Origin of the sequence: Streptomyces sp. Edi2 (assembly GCF_040253635.1) — a bacterium.
Taxonomy (GTDB): Bacteria; Actinomycetota; Actinomycetes; order Streptomycetales; family Streptomycetaceae; genus Streptomyces.
The window spans coordinates 7,809,773-7,826,895 of the sequence record NZ_JBEJGX010000003.1 but is presented as its reverse complement, the minus strand read 5'-3'; the positions used below and the strand labels follow the sequence as shown (position 1 = coordinate 7,826,895).

The following is a 17,123-nucleotide window of genomic DNA, read 5'->3' as shown; positions in this document are numbered from 1 at the left end:
GCGGAGTACCAGGGCGCCTACGGCGCGTCACGCTGACCTGCTGAGACGAATTAGGCTCGCGCCATGAAGCGCCATGAACGGATGAACGCACTGCTCGAGCTGCTCGGCGACCGAGGCCGGGTGGATGTCGAGGAGGCGGCGACCGAGCTGGAGGTCTCGGCCGCCACGATGCGGCGCGACATGGACGCCCTGGCCGAGCAGCAGTTGCTGACCCGTACCCGGGGTGGGGCGGTGCTCAGTTCGGTGGCGTATGACCTGCCCATCCGTTACAAGCACGCTCACCGGTCGGAAGAGAAGGAGGCAGTGGCACGGGCCGCGGCGAAGCTCGTCGAGCGGGGGCATGTGGTCGGCCTGAGCGGCGGCACGACCACCACGGCGATCGCACGGGTGCTTGCCACCCGTGCGGACTTCGCGGAGGCCGGCCCGCAGCCGCATCTGACGATCGTCACCAACTCCCTCAATATCGCCAATGAGCTGGCCGTGCGGCCGCAGATCAAGATCGTGCTCACCGGTGGGGTGGCGCACTCGCGGTCATTTGAACTGGTCGGGCCGTTCAGCGAGTTGGTGCTGCAGCAGATCTCCATCGACATCGCGTTCATCGGCGCCAACGGCATGGACCCGATGATGGGGGCCACGGTGCACGACGAGGCGGAGGCCCGGGTCAACCGCCTGATGGCCGAGCGTGCCCGGCGTGCCGTGGTCGTCGCGGACTCGTCGAAGATCGGCGAGCGCTGCTTCGCCCGGGTCGGCGACGCTGATGTCTTTGACACGTTCATCACGGACAACGGAGCGAAGGAGGCAATCCGCCGTGAGTTCTCGGATCGAGGACTGAAGGTGGTGGCGGCACGCCCGCCCTCGGGCGAGTGATACCCGGCCGAGGGCGGAGGCGAGCCCAGCCCTCGGCAGCCGGCCCCCGATCGCCGGCCCTCGGCGGTCAGCGGTCCGGTCAACCCGGTCAGCGCGGTCAGCGCGGTCAGCCCGGTCAGCCCGGTCAGCTGCGAGCCGAACCCTGCCCGGCCAGACCCTCGCCTCGCCTGCCCCGATCACCGCCCCAGCCCGCCCGGACAGCGCCGTGGGTCGCTTGACTCACCCCTCGCTCGCTTGCCCCGACCACCCCGCCCCGACCGTTCCCGGCTCGCTCCCGTCCCGCCCGGCCCCTTCCGAGAAGGGCTGCTCGTATGTCGTGTCTTATGTCGCGGTCTTGTCCCTGTGTGACCCCCGGGGCTGCTTTTCCCTGGGTGGGTATGGACAATGGGAATGAACGTGCGAACCCGATGTGGGCTTCGCGGGGGTGTCCGAGGTTTCCAGCGGGGGAGATGACGTGCGGAAGTTCATGGCCATAGCGCTGGCAACGGTGACGTGCAGCGCCTCGCTGACAATGCTCAGCGCCTCGACCGCGGCAGCGGCCGACCGGCCGCCACACTGCGTGGTGGTGCGGAAGTACTTCAACAAGGGGCATCAGCGCTACGTCCGCCTGACGAACCTGTGCAGCCGGCGCACCGCGTGCTACACCATCGTCGTCCCGCATCAGCGCGACCCGCACGGCCGCCTCTCCAAGGGCACGACGAAGGACGTCCGCTACGGCACGACCTGGGCCTCGCGGGCCCTGTACGTGAAGAACAGTTCCTGCTGAACGGGTTCCTGCCGGGCGCTCCGGTAGAGCTGACAAGTTCGCGGGCCGCCACCGCGTCCGGGTGGGTCAGGCGCGTACGGCGACGCCGTCCAGCACCATGGAGAGGTACTGACGGGCGATCTCCTCGGGGCTGTGCTGTCCGCCCGGCCGGTACCAGCTCGCCGCAACCCAGACGGTGTCGCGCACGAAGCGGTAGGTGAGCCGGATGTCGAGGTCGGCTCGGAAGACTCCATCTGCCACGCCTCGTTCCAGTGTGCCGAGCCAGGCCTTTTCGAACTTCCGCTGCGAGTCGGCGAGATAGCCGAAGCGGGACTGCCCGACCAGATGCCGGGACTCCTTCTGGTAGATGGCGACGGCCGCGCGGTGCCGGTCGATCTCCCGGAAGGATTCGGTGACCAGGGCTTCGATGGTCTCCCTGGGGCCGAGCCCGGCGGCGAGTACGGCGTCATAGCCGTCCCACAGCTCGGTCAGGAAGCTGGACAGGATCTCGTCCAGCATCGATTCCTTGGAATCGAAGTGGTAGTAGAGACTGCCGGCGAGCATTCCCGCCTCGTCGGCGATGCGGCGGACGGTGGTGGCGTTGTAGCCGTGTGCGGCGAATACCTCCGCCGCGATGTTGAGCAGTTCGCGGCGGCGCTCCGGTGACGCGTTCGCGGTCGTTGTCTTCTTCTTGGCGGCTGGCACCTGGCTATTGTCGCCCCCTGCGCCGGCGTTCTCCCCTCCCAGTCCCGCTCTACCAACCCTCTCCCCTCCCGCTCTACCAGCCCTCTCCCCTCCCGCTCCGCCAATCCTCTCCCTTCTCGCTCTGATCGCCCCCTCCCGCGCTGCCGTCCCCCGGCGCGGCCCAAAGCTCCGCTCTCTGAGCCCGACGTGACGAGGCGCATATATTTCACTAGTAAAACACCTGTTAATCTTTTGGCATGGGGAAGCATGCCAGACAGTCCGGGAAGAGCGCCTATACCGCTTCGGGGAGTGCCGTGCGGGTCCAGCCGCTGCCCCTCAGGAGCACCGTGCGGCTGCGCCGGCCCGTCGACATCTGGCACAAACCGGCGCTCAGTGCGGTGGCAGCGCTGGCGATTCCCGATCTCACCTTGTTCTTCCTGGGGCGGCTGGATCTGATCCTGTACACCTCGGCAGGGGCGATGTGCGCCCTGTACGCACACGGTCTGCCGTATGCCGCCCGCGCCCGCACCCTGGTGTGGGTGGTGCTCGGGATGGTCGCGAGCCTCGGCATCGCGCTGACCGCCGCCTCGCTGATCACGTCGACCGCGCTGCTCGTCGTGTTCGCCTCACTGCTGGCCGCGGTCCACAAGATGGTCTGCGACGCCACGCGTATCGGCCCGCCGGCGAACATCATCCTGACGTTCATCGCGGCCTCGGCGTTCTTCGTGCCGCAGCGCCTGGGCCAGGTGCCCCTGCATACGGCGGCGGCACTCGGCGCCGGAGGACTCGCCTGGCTGGTCTGTATGGCGCCGGCACTGATACGGCCGCAGGGGCCGGAGCGGATCGCCGTCGCCCGCGCCCTGGAGGCTGCGGCAGGACTGCTGCGTACTGCCGCAGCAGGCTTGGGCGGGACGGAAGGGGCTGGTGGGGAATCTGCCGGTTGGGAACCCGCCGGCCAGGCACCCGTGGGTCAGGAAACCGCTGGGGGCGCCGGTCGGGAATCCGCTGGGGGTGAACCCGCCGGTCGGAAACCCGCTGATGGGAAATCCGCCGGTCGGGAACCCGCCGGTGAGAAGCCCGCCGGTCAGGAAACCGCTGGTGAGGAGCTCGCCGGTGTGGCGCAGGCGCGGCATGCCACGGCGGCCGCCGTGAATGCCGCCTGGCACACACTGTTTCTGGTTCCGGTGCACACCCCGGAGAGAGCCGCCGCGCGGGCCGGGCTCGAACGGCTGCTGGTGCGGGCCGAATCGGTGCTGGGCCACGACGGCCGGTCCGCCGCGGGCGAAGCCGAGCAGCTCTGCGCCTGGGTACGTGAACTGCGCAGCGGGCGGCCGCTGCCCCGGGTTGCGCTCTCGGCTGTGGAGGCCGAGGAGCTGGTGGGTGTCGCCGACGAGGCGCGGGAGCCGCGGCAGCCTGCGCCCGGCCGTCCGCGCGGGGTGCGCGCGGTGCTCGCCCGACTCGCACCCGGGTCACCGCTGCTGCCCATCGGCGCGCGGGTGGCCGCCGGGTGTGTGCTGGCGGGCTGGGTGTCGATGGCCATCGGCGTCGGGCACCCCTATTGGGCCGTGGTCACGGCGGCCTCGATCTACCAGGCCAACACCACGCTCTCCTGGCAACGGGCGCTCCAGCGGACCCTGGGCAACCTTCTCGGTCTGCTGCTCTACACCGCACTGCTGCCGCTGACACACCTCGGGGAGCTCGCGATGGTGGCGCTGGCGCTGGTCTTCCAGCTCGGCGCGGAGGCCTGTATCACCCGTAATTACTGGCTCGGCTCGGTGTGCGTCACCCCGATGGCGCTGCTGCTGACCGAGTTCGGCGGACGGCTGCCGGCCGGCACGCTGATCGCCGACCGCTGGATCGACACCGTGGTGGGCGCGATGATGGGGCTGGCCTGCTGCGTCCTGATCACCAACCGGCGGGCCGCCCACCGTATCGAGGTCGCCCTGGGGCGGGTTGCGGCCGCGGAGACCGCCGCCTTGCGGCTGCTCGCGGCAAGTACCGCGCCCGGGGCGGACGGCGCCCGGGAGGCTGATTGGGCCCCCGGGGCCGACCGGGCCCAGGAGACCGACCGGGACCAGGAAATCCGCTGGGCCCGTGACCGGCTGGTCGCGGGGCTGGTCGAGCTCCGCGAAGCCGTGGAGGTGGCGGCCGGCGAGTGGTGGCAGCGTGCCCTCCCCGAGGAGCGGATCGTCCGTGCCGAGCAGCAAGGCCACCGGACGCTGGCCGGCCTCGTCCGCCGGCTCCCGGCACCGGTTCCCGTCGCCTGACCCGCGGGCCCGCCCGGCGCGGCGGCCGGCACCACGCCAGGCACAATTGCAGGCGTACGGCATGGCCGAGAGGAGTGTGCGGGTGACCGAGGACATCGTCGCGGGGGTGCTGCGCCAGTGGCAGCAGGTGCACCCCGGGCTGGACACCGGCCCGATGGCGGTGATCGGGCGGCTCAACCGCTGTTCCGCACTGCTGCAGCAGGCGGCAGATGCGCCACTGCGGAAGGCCGGACTCACCCGTCCCGAGTTCGACATCCTCGGCACCTTGCGCCGGATGGACCGCGAGCTGACCCCCGGGCGGGTGGCCCGCGAGACCTTTGCGTCCGGTGCCGCGGTGACCAAGCGCGTACGGCAACTGGAGGAGCGCGGGCTGATCGCCCGTCGCCCCGACGACCGGGACCGCCGCGTCGCGCATCTCTCGCTCACCGACGAGGGACGCGAGACCATCGACCGGCTGCTGCCCGAACAGTTGCGGTACGAAGCGGCGCTGCTCGAAGGCATCGGCGATCAGCGGCAGGAGGAACTCTCCGTGGCCTTGGGCGAGTTGCTGGTGGTGCTGGAGGGGCGGCTCGGCAGCCTGATGGAGTAAACCCACCGCCCGCCAAGCCCCGCCTCAGGCCTGCCGCCAGGACTCGCCGTCACGGCTCCAGTCGTGCGATCCGGCCTCGCTCGCCCGCGGTCCAGCATCCCAGGTCCGGGGCGCAGTCGACGGTGTCGTACGAACCCTGGTCGAAGGTGTTCCAGGTGCGGCCGCCGTCGAGGGTCAGATCGCTGCCGGACGGGCCGACGGCCACAGCCAAGCGCCGGGAATGCGGGAGCCAGGCGGCGCCGGAGCGGTAGGCCTTGGGAGGTTCGGCGGCCGGTGTCCAGGTTTTGCCGGCGTCGTCGCTGACCGCGGCGGCGTGGGGCGAGGGCTGGTCCGGGCGGAAATCACCACCGACGGCGAGGACATGGGTCCGGTCGCGGAGGGCGAGCGCGAAGACACCGCGGGCCGGGTCGCCCGCCGGTATCGGGGTGTCGGTGACCGACCAGGTACGGCCGCGGTCGGCGGTGTGCAGGACGCGGGCGGTGCCCGCGCCACCGGTCGCGATCCAGGCATCACGGCTGCCGGCGGAGACCAGGCACTGGCCACTGGCGGCGAACGCGGCTTCGCCCGGCTGGGCCGACGGCATGCCCTTTGACGGCAGTACGCGCCAACTGCGTCCACTGTCCGCCGTGGACAGGATGCGGTACCTGCCGTCGACGGGATCGCTCAGCGCGATGCCGTGCCGCCGGTCGAAGAAGGTCAGGCAGTCGTAGAAGGCGCGAGGGTCGGTGTTGCGGAAGCTCTCGGTCCAGGTGGCGCCGGCATCTTCGGTGCGGAAGACCCGCGAGGCCTCCCCCTCGCCGATCGCGAGAACCACCGCACGGCGTGCGTCGAACGCCTCGATGTCGCGGAACTCCAGCGCACCGGCACCGGGTGGGGAGATGTCGCTCCAGTGCTTGCCCCCGTCGTGGGTGCGCAGCACCGTCCCGGCCGTACCGGCGACCCAGGCGGTCGTACGGCTGACGGCCGCCAGGCCGCGGAAGCGGGCGGTGCTGCCGCTGTCCTTGAGGCGCCAGCCGGCGTGCGGGGCGGTGAGTGATGCCGCCGTTGCCGGCCCGGCGCCTTCCGATACCGGTGGCACCGCGGGCGAACCCACCGGGGCCGCGGTCGCCGGCCCGGCTGTCATTGCGGCAAGCACCGCCATACCGGCCGCCATGGCCGCCCACCACCGAGCCCTACGGGTACGCAGCACTCGTCGCGCGCCCCGATTTCCTAACCGGTCCCGGCCCTCTTCCCGGTCGCGGCCCGCTTCCCAGTCCCACTCCCGGTTCCGGCCCCGGTAACGGATCCGACCCCAGTCATGGTCCCGTTCCCCGCGCAACAAGCGTCCCGTGCGCCGCAATTCGCCCCACCCCGCTCTGATTGTGGGCTGGAAGCTAGCCCAGCCCGACCCGGCCGTCCAGACCACCGCCCAGACCATCGTCCCGATCACCATCCGGGCGACCACCCAGACCGCCATCCGGGCCATCACCCGGACCACCGCCCTCAGCTGCCGATACCCACCCCTCGCACCGTCGCCGATGCCATCGCCCACCCCCGCTCACGACAACCGGCGACAGCCGACGAGAGCCAGAGGCAACCTTGAGCCGCCGCGAGCCGGTGAGCCCCGCGAGTCACCGTGAGCCGCACTCATGACACACCGACCGCACTCACCGTCCACGCCCGCCGACCACCCGCACCCACCACGCCCGCCGGCGACGCGCACCACTCACCTCCGCCGACACCCCTCCCCCACCCGCTCCCCCACCCACACCGCTCGCCCACGCCGCACGCACCCACAGCGCACACCACCAGCACCTCAAGCACATCTAACGATCCGTCACATCAACCAGTTGAGGCCCCATCGCGCCCCCTGACGCACAGCAAAGAGGGCATTTGCGTACATTCAATGGCCCGTGATGCAGGTCACGCAGGAATCCAATGCACCTGGCGTGATGACCTACGCGTCCTAGTGGTCACAGCACCGACGATCCGCACCGAATGCAAGGGAGCCGGCGATGTCCAGCGTCATCGACCAAGCCGTTCAGGCCCGTCTCATCGCGACCGCTCCCCGGTCGCAGGTGATACCGGCGAGCCTGCGTTATGACCGCGCCGATCCGTTCGCGGTGCGTCTGGTCTTTCCGCCCGCCGCGTCGCTGGACGGGGCCGAGGTGACCTGGACGTTCGCGCGGGAGCTGCTGGAGGAGGGACTGTGCGAGCCGGCCGGGGCGGGCGATGTGCAGATCTGGCCGTACGACACCCACGCCGTGGTGGTGGAGTTCCATGCCGTAGGCGGCATGGCGGTGGTGCAGTTCGACGCACAGGAGCTGCGGACCTTTCTGACCCGGTCGTACCAGGTGGTCGCGAAGGGTGACGAGGCGCGGCACCTGGATGTCGAGGCCGATCTCGTCGCCTTGTTGCGCGAGGCGTAACCCCAAAAGAGACGACGGCAAGGGCGCGGGCACCGAGGGTCCGGGGCGCCCACCGTCGCAGCCGCCGCTGCAGTCGCAGCCGTACCCCCCTGACCGCATCCGCAGCCGCAGCCGCAGCCGCAGCCGCAGCGATGAGTTCCGGCGCGTCTGCCGCTCACGCCCCCGCCGCCCCGAAGAGGTTCGCCAACTGCAGATCCAGCAGCCGTAGCGCGGTTTCGGGGCTGTGCACACCCAGCAGGACGTGGGTGGCGAGCCCGTCGGTCATACTGATCAGCAGCATCGCCTCGTCCTCGGTGGCGCGTTCGGGCGGCAGTTCGCCGCGGTCCGCCGCCAGCCGCAGTTGACCGGCGAAGAAGGCACGGAGCTGGGGGATGCCGTTCTCGGCCTCCGCACGCAGGGTCTTGTCGTGCACCGCGCGGGCGAAGTAGGCGGCGCCGACCAGCAGCCCGGTACGGCTCTTGTCGTCGAGCGGCAGCATGCCCGACAGGCAGGCGCGCAGCACCTCACGGGGCGTCGGCTCCTCGGCCGACTCCTCGGCCAGCGCCTCGATGCGGGCGCGGATCCGGTCCGCGGCGAGGCGGTTGATGTGCCGCAGGGCGAAGAGGAGCATCTCGTCCCTGGTGCGGAAGTAGTGCTGCAGCCGGCCGAGCGAGATCCCGGCCTCTGCCGCGACATCGCGCAGGCTCGCGCCGTCCAGCCCGCGGGTGCCGGCAATCCGCCCCAGCGCCTCGGAGATCTCCTGGCGCCTCGCTTCGTGGTCCACCTTCTTGGGCACGGATGACCTCCTTCCTACCGTCCTCGTACCGCTCTCCTACCGTGCGCGACCCGGCCCTTCGCAGGAATCGGCTCCTGACTCCGGCTCCTGACTCCGGCTCATGACTCCAGCGCATGGTTTTGGCGCATGCTCCGACTCAGGAGGGCCTACTCAGCAGGGCCGGCTCAGGAAGACCGGCCCGCTTTTACAAGTCGCCTGTACCGTTATAACGTACCAGCACTCAATACGCTTGACTTGGAAACCGGTGACCTTCATGCCCGAGCATGCCGCCCCGCTGCTGCGCCCACCCCGCCACCGGGTCGATCCCCGGGCCCGCCACTGGTGGACGGCCCAGGCCCTGCTGACGCTCAGTGGCCCGATGCTGCTCGTCGCCCTCGTCATGGCGGTCCTTTCCCTCCTCTTCTTCCCCGGCGCACTGCCGTGGCTGGGGCCGTTGCTGCTGGTCGTGCTGGTGCTGCCGGCTGTCGGCTACCTCGTGGTCATGCCGCGGTGGCGGTATGCGGTGCACGCCTGGGAGCTGGGCGAGCGTGCGGTCTATGCGGCGGGCGGCTGGTTCTGGCAGAAGCGGCGGATCGCCCCGCTGACCCGGGTGCAGACGGTGGACACCGTGCGCGGGCCGCTCCAACGGCGCTACGGGCTGGCGACGGTGACCGTCACCACCGCCTCGACCGCGGGCGACATCAAGATCGCCGGGCTGTCCGATGCGGACGCCGAGGAGCTGTCCCGGCGGATCGGCGAGGCGGCGCAGGACGTATCGGGTGATGCCACATGAGCACGCCACACGAGCCCTCCGCACCCGACGGCGTGGACCGCGACATACCTGACGCGGCATCCGGCGCGCCCACCACCACCTCTGCCACCTCCTCTGCCACCTCCTCTGCCGCCCCCACTACTGCCTCCTCTGCCCCCCTCCCCGGCACCGGCCAGTGGCAGCGACTGGATCCGCGCACCCTGCTGGTGCACTGCGGCTGGATGGCCGCCCCGCTCGGTTCGCTGGCGCTGACGGCGCTGGCCACCGGGGGCCGGATCACCGCCCAGGCCTGGATCACGCTCGCCGCCATCGCCGCCTCGTTCGCGGTCGTCACCACCATCGGCCTGATCCGCTGGGCCCGTACGGAGTTCCGGGTCACGCTCCCCGGGGGCCCGGACGGCACGGGAACGGGTACTTCCGGCGGCCACGGCCACGCTTCGCCCACCCTCGAGGTGCGCAGCGGGCTGCTGACGCGCCGGCTGCGCACTGTGCCCCTGCACCGCATCCGCACCGTCGACCTGACCGCGTCACCGCTGCACCGGCTGCTGGGGGTCACCGTGCTGCGGGCCGGCACGGCGGGCTCGGGGGACGGCCGCAGCGAGCTGTCGCTGGAGGCGCTCACGGTCGCTGACGCGGAACGGCTGCGCGCCGAGCTGCTGGCGTATGCGGACGCCGAGGCGGCAGCGAACGACCCGGTGGTGGCCCGTATCAGCTGGCGCTGGCTGCGGTACGCGCCGCTCACCTTCTGGGTCATCGGCGGGGTGTTCGTGGCGGCCGGTTCGGCCTACCGGGTCCTGGACGGCATCGGCATCGAGCCCTGGAAACTGGGCTTCGTCCAGCGGGCGTTCACCGAGTTCGGCGCGAGCGCCCTCTGGCTGACGGTACCGGCGGCACTGCTCGTCGTCCTCGCCCTCGGCTCGGTCGGCGCCGTCGCCCTGTACGTCGAGAACTGGTTCCACTACTGCCTGGACTGGACCGATGCGCGCACCCTGCGGGTACGCCGCGGGCTGTTCACCACCCGGTCGGTGACCATCGAACGGGCGCGGCTGCGCGGGGTGTTGCTGCGCGAGCCACTGCTGCTGAGGGCCGGTGGCGGAGCGCTGGTGCGCGCGGTGGCGGGCGGTCTGGGCAACCGCGAGGAGAACCGCAAGCGCAGCGGGCTACTGCCTCCGGCGCCCCGCCCGGAGGCGCTGCGGGTGGCGGGCGGCGCCCTGCGGTCCCCCTTCCCGGGAAGCGGGTCTCCGGCTGCGCTGGCACCGCACCCCCGCATTGCGCTTCGCCCGCGCCGGGTGCGGGGACTGCTGTGGGCGGTACTGCCCGGCACCGCCGTCCTGGCCGGTCTCGGTGCGGCGTTCACCCCCGTCCTGCTGCACTGCGCCTGGGTCTACGCGGTGGTGACCACGGCGCTGGTGCTGTGGCTGGCCCGGGACGCGTACCGCAATCTGGGACACGGGGTCGAGGGCCCCTACCTGGTTGCCCGCTCGGGCACCTTCAGCCGCGACACCCTCGCCCTCCAGCGTGAAGCCATCTCCGCCTGGACGTTCTCGACCTCGCCGTTCACCCGCCGGTCCGGCCTGGTCACGCTCACCGCCGCGGTCGCGGCGGGCGAGGACGGCTATCGCATCCCGGACCTTGCGGCGGCCGAGGCGCCGGCCTTCGCCGCGATGGCGGCCCCGGGGATCCTGGAGGAGTTCTTGACGTACCCCGAGGCGCCGGATCACCTTCCGGGGCAGCGACTGCCGTAGCGGAAAGGGCACTTCCTCCCCAGGCAAGCGGCGCGTCCCCGGCGCAGGCACCGCGCACCGCGCACGCCGAGCGCACCGCGCACCCCGCACGTCGAACGGACCGCGCTCCGCGCACGCCGAGCGCGTCCCCGCACCACCCCCCGAGCACAGCGCGTACAACGGACCACCGGGCACCCCCTCCGGCCACATGAGACACATCTCACACCGATGTCGCGTGCACGGCGAGCGTGGGCACACCGTCTTACCGGACGAGCCATTGCCCATGACCCGACAGCCGCAGGGGGAGCAGCGCGATGAACACCGCCATCGACCAAGCCGTCCAGGTCCGCCTCATCGCCACCACCTTCGGCCCGCATGCGGTGCCCGCGGTGCTGCACTATCAGCCCGCCGATCCGCTGGCGGTGCGGATGTTCTTCCCGCCGGAGATCTCGCTGGACGGCGCCGCCGTGGACTGGGCCTTCGCCCGGGAACTGCTCGACGAGGGTATGCGGAGACCGGTCGGGCGGGGTGATGTGCGGGTGCGGCCGTCCGGCCCGGACCGCACGGTGATGGAGTTCCACGCGGAGGAGGGCGTCGCGCTGGTCCAGTTGAAGACCGCGGACGTCCAGCTGTTCCTCGCCCGCTCCTACGAGGCCGTACCCGCGGGCGGCGAGCCGGCGCACCTCGGTATGGAGCGCGGCCTCGCGGAGCTGTTCGGCACGGCGTAAGGAAGACGGGCCGTGCACGGCAGTCAGAAGCGGGCCGTGCACGGCATGAGGCCGGGGGAGGAGGCCGTCGCCCAAGGGTGCGGAAGGTGACGGCACGCATCGGGGCCTGTCCGGCAGGTCGGTGACGGACAGGCCCCGGGCGTTCCGGTGGAGGCGGTCAGCCGCCCCCACCACCGCTCAGCGCTTCGGAAACCCGAACCCGTAGCCCTGCTGCTGCATCCACGGCAGCAGCGCGTCCAGCGCCTCGACGGTCCGGGAACGGTCGCCCCCACCGTCGTGGAACAGGACCGTCGGCCCGTTGGGGAGTTCACCGCGCACCGTCGCCTTGATCCCCTCGAGGGTGCCGCCCTCGAAGTCCTTGCTGTCGACGTTCCAGCCCAGCGGCCGCATCCCGCGGTCCGCGGCCAGCTTCCGGCTGTAGGGGGTGAAGGCGCCGCCGGGGGCGCGGTAGTACTCGACCCGCGCGCCGCCCGCCGCGTCCTCGATCATCTTCTGCGCGTCGAGTATCTGCTGCGACTGGTAGCTCTCCGGCTGGTGATCCATACCGGTGTTGTGGCTGACGGTGTGGTCGCAGAGCTTGTGCCCCGCGGCCACCACCTGCTTGACCAGGTCCGGATGCGCCTTGGCCTGCGGACCTATCATGCAGAAGACCGCTTTGACGTTGTGCTTCTTCAGCACGGCGAGCACCTTCGGGGTCCAGGTCGGGTCCGGGCCGTCGTCGATGGTGATGTTCAGGCTGCGGCCGGGGCGGTCCGAGGCGTGCACGATCGAGGGGTCGACCTTGACGACCGGAGCCTGCTTGGCCTGGCCGGAGCCGACGGTGCCGGCCTCGGCCTGTGAAGTGGCCCCGAAATCACCGAAGGCGAGCGTCCCCGCGACCGCGAGTGAAACCACCGCCGCCGCGGCCACTCCGATGATGCCGCTCTGAATGCCGAAGCGCCGTGTCATCCCGACCCCGTCCCTACCCTGCTCGTGTGCGTACGACCGGCGGTGGCCGCGTGTGCGCACCGCCCTGCACCACGTGAGATGCACCAGAGCCCGGGCAGGCTGCTCCTGTTACCGATCCATCATGAAACTTATTGATACTGGACCCATGCCACGTGTACTTCTGATCGAGGACGACGCCGCCGTACGGGACGGAGTGTCCCTGGCCCTACGGCGGCGCGGCCATGAAGTGGCGGCCGCGGCCAGCGGCGAGGAGGGGCTGGAGGTCCTGCCGGGCTTCCGCCCCGACATCGTGCTGCTGGATCTGATGCTCCCCGGCAAGGACGGCTTCGAGGTCTGCCGGCTGATCCGCGCCGAGCGGCAGCTGCCCATCATCATGCTCACCGCCCGTGGCGAAGATCTCGACGTGGTGCTCGGTCTGGAGGCCGGCGCCGACGACTACATCGTCAAGCCGGCCCGCGGCGAAGTCCTCGAAGCACGGATGCGCGCCGTGCTGCGCCGTACCGCGCTGCCCGCCGACGGCACGCCGGCCGTCGCGGAGCCCGGCCCCGCCCCGGTCGAGACCTACGGCGAACTGGCCATAGACCGCGCCGGTCTGGTCGTCGGCAAGGGCGGCCAGGATCTGTCGCTGGCCCCCTCGGAGATGAAGCTGCTGCTGTTCCTGTCCGCCACCCCGGGGCAGGTCTTCAGCCGCCAGCAGCTGCTGGAGCATGTGTGGGAGCACAGCTATCACGGCGATTCGCGGTTGGTCGATGCCTGTGTCATGCGGCTGCGGACGAAAATAGAGGACACCCCGCGCAGCCCCCGTTACGTCCAGACCGTGCGTGGCTTCGGCTACCGCTTCGGACCCCTGTGAAGCGCCCCGGCCCCCGGATGCCGGCCCTGCCCCGCCTGCGGACGGGAAACCCCCAGTTGCTGCGGGGACTACGGGCCCGGCTCGTCGTGGGGTTCCTGGTGGTGGCCGCCGTCAGTGCGCTGACCACCGCTCTGCTGACCTACCAGGAAGCCCGTAACGCCATACTGCAGCGCTCCCAGGACATTGCCGTCAACGACCTGAGGGCGCAGGTCAACTCGCTGGCACCCGAGCTCCCGGTCCCGCCGTCCCAGGCGGATCTGGATTCCTTGCGCGTCCAGTTGGAGCGCTCAGGGAAGTCCCGGGACTGGGACATTTCCGTGCATTACAGCGGCGTACGGGACAGTGGCGACGGCGGCCTGCGGGGCGACGTCGTGATACCGGACGACCTCAAGGCGTCGGTGGAGAAGCGGCATGTGCCGGCCTTCCAGCGCGTGGACCGCAGCGGGGACCCCTGGCTGCTGATCGGGATGCCGGTACGGCAGTCCGACGGCCGGGCCTCCGCGCTGACCGTCTATGCCCAACTTCCGCTGAGCGCCGAGGAGTCCAACGTCGAGGCGCTGGTGAGCGCGGCCCAGCGGGGCGCGCTGCCGGTGCTGGTACTGACCGTGGTCCTGGCGCTGCTCGCCGCGCGCGGAGTGCTGCGGCCCGTACGGGGTCTGCGGCAGGCCGCCGGACGGATCGCCGAGGGCAAGCTGGACACCCGGCTGGAGGTCAAGGGCGCCGACGAGATCGCGGATCTGTCCCGGACCTTCAACGACATGGCGGCCCGGCTGGAGGAGAGCATGGCCGAGCTGCGCCGCCTGGAGTCCAACTCCCGGCGGTTCGCGGCCGATGTCTCGCACGAGCTGCGGACACCGCTGGCGGCGATGACCGCGGTGACCGATGTGCTCGACGAGGACGCCGACTCCCTCGACCCCGACACCGCCTCCGCGGTCCGGCTGATCAGCCAGGAGACCGGGAAGCTGGCGCGGATGGTGGAGGATCTGATGGAGGTGTCGCGCTTCGACGCGGGGGCCGCGGCGCTCCATCTGGACGAGGTGGACGTCGGCGAGACCATCCGCAAGACCCTCCAGGCCCGGGCCTGGCAGAAGAGGGTGACGGCGGAACTGCCCGCGGACGTACGGGCCGGACTCGATCCACGGCGGCTCGATGTCGTGGTCGCGAACCTGGTCGGCAATGCCCTGCACCACGGCGGCGAGCCGGTCCGGGTGCGGCTGCACGCCCCGGAGCCGGGCGCCGACCGGCTGCTGATCGAGATCTCCGACAGCGGCCCCGGCATCGACCCCGAGGTCCTGCCGCATGTCTTCGACCGTTTCTACAAGGCGGACTCCGCCCGCGCCCGCTCGGAGGGCAGCGGCCTGGGCCTGGCCATCGCGCAGGAGAACGTACGGCTGCACGGCGGCTCCATGCGCGCCGCCAACTCCCCCGAGGGGGGCGCGGTGTTCACGGTGGATCTGCCGCTGCGCCTGCGGGAGGCGGGCGAGCCGGTGACCGAAGGGGACGGCGACCCGCCGGACGACGACGGAGGGGCGGTCGACGAGCAGACCGCGGATGACGACCGGGGCGGCCTCCGCTCCGCGGCCGGAAAGGAGCTGCACGCATGAGCCGCACGAACGCCCTGAACGCCCTGAACGCCCTGAACGCCCTGAACGCCCTGAACGCCCTGCGTGCGACGCGTGCCCGCCGGCGGGTGCTGACCGGCGGGCTCACCGGTGTGCTGGCCGGCGTACTCACCGGCGCACTGGCCGGCGGCCTGACCGGCTGCGGTATCGCCCCCACCGATGTCATCGACGCCGGCGAGCCCGCCACCGGCGTGAAGTCGCCGGGCCAGCCCGCGGCCGATGTCCAGTTGTTCTTCTACGGGCCCTCCGGCCTGCGCTCCGCGACCCGCCCGGCCAAGGTGCCGGTCGACCCGGAGATGGCCATCGACATGCTGATGAAGGGGCCGAACCACGCGGAGCGGATGCGTGGTCTGTCCAGCGTGCTGCCGAAGTTCCCCGGTCCGCTGACCGCCACCACCCATGTGGGCAGTGTCGTGATCACCCTGCCGATGGACGTCAAGCGGCTGGACTCCGCCTCGCTGAACCAGTTGGTGTGCACCGCGGCCAATGCCCGGGTGCCCGGGAACAAGCCGTCGGGCGAGGTCTCCGTGACGCTGGTGAGCAAGACCGTGCGCGTGGGCCCCATGGTGTGCGGGGGCAACAATGCCTTCCCCGTCGTGGAGCCCAGCCCGACCGGGACCGGCACCGGCACGACCGCCCCGGGCCCGGAGGCGGCGGAACCGGACCCGACGGGCTGAGACCCGACGGGCTGAGCGGTCGGCCGGCCCACGGGCCCGTCCCGGAGTTCCCTTGAAGCCCGGAGGTCCCTTGAAGCCCGGAGGTCCCGTCAAGACGGGCGGGCCCGTTTCCGCCCACCCCGCCGTCACCACCCGGCGGGGCCCGTTCGCACCCGCAGGAACCGCGGCCGGTACAGCTCCACATCGCCGTTGAGCCGGGCATCGGGCGGGACGCCGGGCGGGCCGAGCCAGTTGATGTCGTAGCTGAGCAGAAACTCCCCGTTCGTGGTGAATTCGGGGTGTACCTGGGGGTTGTAGGCGGCGACGTACTGCGGGTCGGGGGCCGGTGGGCGGGGCGGGGTGAGGCGGCCGTCCGGCCCGTGCCAGGGGCCGGTCGGCGAGCAGGACCAGTAGGTGGTGATCGCCCGCAGCCCGGCCGCCCCGCCGCCACCGGTGTCCATGGTGAACAGCAGCCAGGCCGGACCGTCGCGGACCACGGAGAAGGCACTCCCGACACCGCGCCGGCCGCCGGCCCGCAGCACCGGCCCGGCCCGCCCGGCCTGCGGCTGCCAGCGGGCGCCGTCCCAGAACCGCCAGCTCTTGCGGTCCGCGAGCCGCCCGCCCGGGACCCGTGCGACATAGGCGCTGGAGGCCGGTGACGAGGGCGGGTCGTCGCCGCCGAAGACATAGGTCCAGCCGCCGGCACGGACCGCCGCCGCTCCGTAGAGAACGCGCCGGCCCGGGTCGGCAGCGATCCGGCCGACGGTCTCGGTGATGTCTTCCAGCCGCAGGCCGGGGAGTGACAGCGTGGCCACCTCGGTGCCACACGGCAGGCCGAAGATCCACGGTCCGGTTCCGGGCGCACGGTTCCACAGCAGCACCCGGACGACCTTCTCGTGCGCGCCGGGCGTACGGGGCTCCACGCTCGCGCGGACCGGCCAGCGCAGTCCGCCGCCGGGCGGGTCGGGGAAGATCGGCCCTGGGGCGGCCGCGGTGCCGCCGGTCAGGGTGCGCGTCGGCCGGCCCGAACGGGACATCACCACGGCGGCGTTGTGCCGCAGGAGCGGGGTGCCCCCGGCGTCGGCGGTCCGCCAACGATGCCGCTCCCCTTGCGGGTTGGGCGGCGGCTGGATCCGGTCGAGGAAGGTGTCGGAGAAGAGCCAGAGCGTGCGGCCGTCGGGAAGGCGCACCGAGTGGGTGCCGTCACCGCCGGTCCAGTCGTCCACCCGGGTGTTGTCGTCGCCGTAGCGGGCGAATTCCGCGGTATGCCGGGAATCGGCGGGCCAGGAGGCGATCCGGCGCCCGCGGCAGTCCGCGGCGCTGCCGGGAGAGGCCGCCCCCGGCAGCGCCCACAGCAGCCCGGCACCGGCGAGGAGCAGGGCAGCGGCGGCCGCGGTACGGATCATCGTCGCCTTGGGCATCGCGCTCCTCCGGGCCCCTGCCCCTTGAGGGCTCGCGGGCTTGAGGGAGGGTGCCGCGCCCACGTTACGGAACCTCCGCGGCGGC

The 17,123-nt window shown here is 71.7% G+C and carries 16 protein-coding genes; 11 read left to right on the top strand and 5 right to left on the bottom strand.

From position 1 onward, the window contains the following. Positions 1-63: 63 nt before the first annotated feature. Positions 64-867 carry a DeoR/GlpR family DNA-binding transcription regulator gene (locus ABR737_RS37630; protein ID WP_350255648.1) on the top strand — a complete coding sequence of 268 codons (804 nt, stop codon included), beginning with the start codon at positions 64-66 and terminating at the stop codon, positions 865-867. 454 nt (positions 868-1,321) lie between these two features. Further along, positions 1,322-1,633, top strand: a complete 312-nt coding sequence (locus ABR737_RS37625; protein ID WP_350255647.1) for a hypothetical protein — start codon at positions 1,322-1,324, stop codon at positions 1,631-1,633. 66 nt (positions 1,634-1,699) lie between these two features. Here the strand turns inward: ABR737_RS37625 and ABR737_RS37620 are convergent, their stop codons facing one another. Then, complete coding sequence (locus ABR737_RS37620; protein ID WP_350255646.1) at positions 1,700-2,317, bottom strand: TetR/AcrR family transcriptional regulator; 618 nt, start codon at positions 2,315-2,317, stop codon at positions 1,700-1,702. A gap of 236 nt (positions 2,318-2,553) precedes the next feature. Here ABR737_RS37620 and ABR737_RS37615 point away from each other — a divergent pair, with 236 nt between their 5' ends. Then, positions 2,554-4,563 (top strand): FUSC family protein, encoded by a 2,010-nt coding sequence (locus ABR737_RS37615; RefSeq protein WP_350255645.1) that lies wholly within the window; start codon positions 2,554-2,556, stop codon positions 4,561-4,563. An 82-nt stretch (positions 4,564-4,645) separates the two neighbouring features. Then, positions 4,646-5,152, top strand: a complete 507-nt coding sequence (locus tag ABR737_RS37610; protein ID WP_350255644.1) for a MarR family winged helix-turn-helix transcriptional regulator — start codon at positions 4,646-4,648, stop codon at positions 5,150-5,152. Between the two features lie 49 nt (positions 5,153-5,201). On the opposite strand, the gene ABR737_RS37605 is transcribed toward ABR737_RS37610, so the two are convergent. After that, entirely contained in the window at positions 5,202-6,275 is a 1,074-nt protein-coding gene (locus ABR737_RS37605; protein WP_350255643.1) for a WD40/YVTN/BNR-like repeat-containing protein, read from the bottom strand. A gap of 871 nt (positions 6,276-7,146) precedes the next feature. Between ABR737_RS37605 and ssgD (ABR737_RS37600) the strand changes: the two genes are divergently transcribed. Then, the gene (gene ssgD / locus ABR737_RS37600; protein ID WP_350255642.1) at positions 7,147-7,560 is read left to right on the top strand and encodes a spore wall synthesis regulator SsgD; all 414 of its coding nucleotides are present in this window, start codon (positions 7,147-7,149) and stop codon (positions 7,558-7,560) included. 154 nt (positions 7,561-7,714) lie between these two features. Here the strand turns inward: ssgD (ABR737_RS37600) and ABR737_RS37595 are convergent, their stop codons facing one another. Then, entirely contained in the window at positions 7,715-8,335 is a 621-nt protein-coding gene (locus ABR737_RS37595; RefSeq protein ID WP_350255641.1) for a TetR/AcrR family transcriptional regulator, read from the bottom strand. 253 nt (positions 8,336-8,588) lie between these two features. Here ABR737_RS37595 and ABR737_RS37590 point away from each other — a divergent pair, with 253 nt between their 5' ends. The 3 genes from ABR737_RS37590 to ssgD (ABR737_RS37580) all read left to right on the top strand — a co-directional run bounded on the left by ABR737_RS37590 (position 8,589) and on the right by ssgD (ABR737_RS37580) (position 11,538). Then, positions 8,589-9,107 (top strand): PH domain-containing protein, encoded by a 519-nt coding sequence (locus ABR737_RS37590; protein ID WP_350255640.1) that lies wholly within the window; start codon positions 8,589-8,591, stop codon positions 9,105-9,107. After that, positions 9,104-10,831, top strand: coding sequence for a PH domain-containing protein (locus tag ABR737_RS37585; protein ID WP_350255639.1), 1,728 nt, complete (start codon positions 9,104-9,106; stop codon positions 10,829-10,831). Before ABR737_RS37590 ends, ABR737_RS37585 begins: the two co-directional genes overlap by 4 nt. Before the next feature lie 293 nt (positions 10,832-11,124). After that, on the top strand, positions 11,125-11,538 hold the full coding sequence (ssgD, locus tag ABR737_RS37580) for a spore wall synthesis regulator SsgD (RefSeq protein ID WP_350255638.1): 414 nt from the start codon (positions 11,125-11,127) through the stop codon (positions 11,536-11,538). 177 nt (positions 11,539-11,715) lie between these two features. On the opposite strand, the gene ABR737_RS37575 is transcribed toward ssgD (ABR737_RS37580), so the two are convergent. Next, positions 11,716-12,486 carry a polysaccharide deacetylase family protein gene (locus ABR737_RS37575; protein WP_350255637.1) on the bottom strand — a complete coding sequence of 257 codons (771 nt, stop codon included), beginning with the start codon at positions 12,484-12,486 and terminating at the stop codon, positions 11,716-11,718. Positions 12,487-12,631: 145 nt separating this feature from the next. On the opposite strand from ABR737_RS37575, the gene ABR737_RS37570 reads away from it, so the two are divergent. The 3 genes from ABR737_RS37570 to ABR737_RS37560 are packed head-to-tail and all read left to right on the top strand — an operon-like array spanning position 12,632 to position 15,638. Beyond that, on the top strand, positions 12,632-13,339 hold the full coding sequence (locus ABR737_RS37570; protein ID WP_350255636.1) for a response regulator: 708 nt from the start codon (positions 12,632-12,634) through the stop codon (positions 13,337-13,339). 17 nt (positions 13,340-13,356) lie between these two features. Next, positions 13,357-14,943: an ATP-binding protein gene (locus ABR737_RS37565; RefSeq protein ID WP_350257074.1), complete on the top strand. Its 1,587-nt coding sequence runs from the start codon at positions 13,357-13,359 to the stop codon at positions 14,941-14,943. Next, the gene (locus ABR737_RS37560; RefSeq protein WP_350255635.1) at positions 14,940-15,638 is read left to right on the top strand and encodes a hypothetical protein; all 699 of its coding nucleotides are present in this window, start codon (positions 14,940-14,942) and stop codon (positions 15,636-15,638) included. Before ABR737_RS37565 ends, ABR737_RS37560 begins: the two co-directional genes overlap by 4 nt. Before the next feature lie 125 nt (positions 15,639-15,763). On the opposite strand, the gene ABR737_RS37555 is transcribed toward ABR737_RS37560, so the two are convergent. Then, the gene (locus ABR737_RS37555) at positions 15,764-17,038 is read right to left on the bottom strand and encodes a DUF5005 domain-containing protein (RefSeq protein WP_350255634.1); all 1,275 of its coding nucleotides are present in this window, start codon (positions 17,036-17,038) and stop codon (positions 15,764-15,766) included. Between the last annotated feature and the right edge of the window lie 85 nt (positions 17,039-17,123).

Coding starts and splice junctions, on each gene's coding strand:
- ABR737_RS37605 (WP_350255643.1), bottom strand. CDS start 6,275: ATGACAGCCGGGCCGGCGACCGCGGCCCCGGTGGGTTCGCCCGCGGTG.
- ABR737_RS37585 (WP_350255639.1), top strand. CDS start 9,104: ATGAGCACGCCACACGAGCCCTCCGCACCCGACGGCGTGGACCGCGAC.
- ABR737_RS37565 (WP_350257074.1), top strand. CDS start 13,357: ATGCCGGCCCTGCCCCGCCTGCGGACGGGAAACCCCCAGTTGCTGCGG.
- ABR737_RS37630 (WP_350255648.1), top strand. CDS start 64: ATGAAGCGCCATGAACGGATGAACGCACTGCTCGAGCTGCTCGGCGAC.
- ABR737_RS37560 (WP_350255635.1), top strand. CDS start 14,940: ATGAGCCGCACGAACGCCCTGAACGCCCTGAACGCCCTGAACGCCCTG.
- ABR737_RS37590 (WP_350255640.1), top strand. CDS start 8,589: ATGCCCGAGCATGCCGCCCCGCTGCTGCGCCCACCCCGCCACCGGGTC.
- ABR737_RS37555 (WP_350255634.1), bottom strand. CDS start 17,038: ATGCCCAAGGCGACGATGATCCGTACCGCGGCCGCCGCTGCCCTGCTC.
- ssgD (WP_350255642.1), top strand. CDS start 7,147: ATGTCCAGCGTCATCGACCAAGCCGTTCAGGCCCGTCTCATCGCGACC.
- ABR737_RS37615 (WP_350255645.1), top strand. CDS start 2,554: ATGGGGAAGCATGCCAGACAGTCCGGGAAGAGCGCCTATACCGCTTCG.
- ABR737_RS37570 (WP_350255636.1), top strand. CDS start 12,632: ATGCCACGTGTACTTCTGATCGAGGACGACGCCGCCGTACGGGACGGA.
- ABR737_RS37575 (WP_350255637.1), bottom strand. CDS start 12,486: ATGACACGGCGCTTCGGCATTCAGAGCGGCATCATCGGAGTGGCCGCG.
- ssgD (WP_350255638.1), top strand. CDS start 11,125: ATGAACACCGCCATCGACCAAGCCGTCCAGGTCCGCCTCATCGCCACC.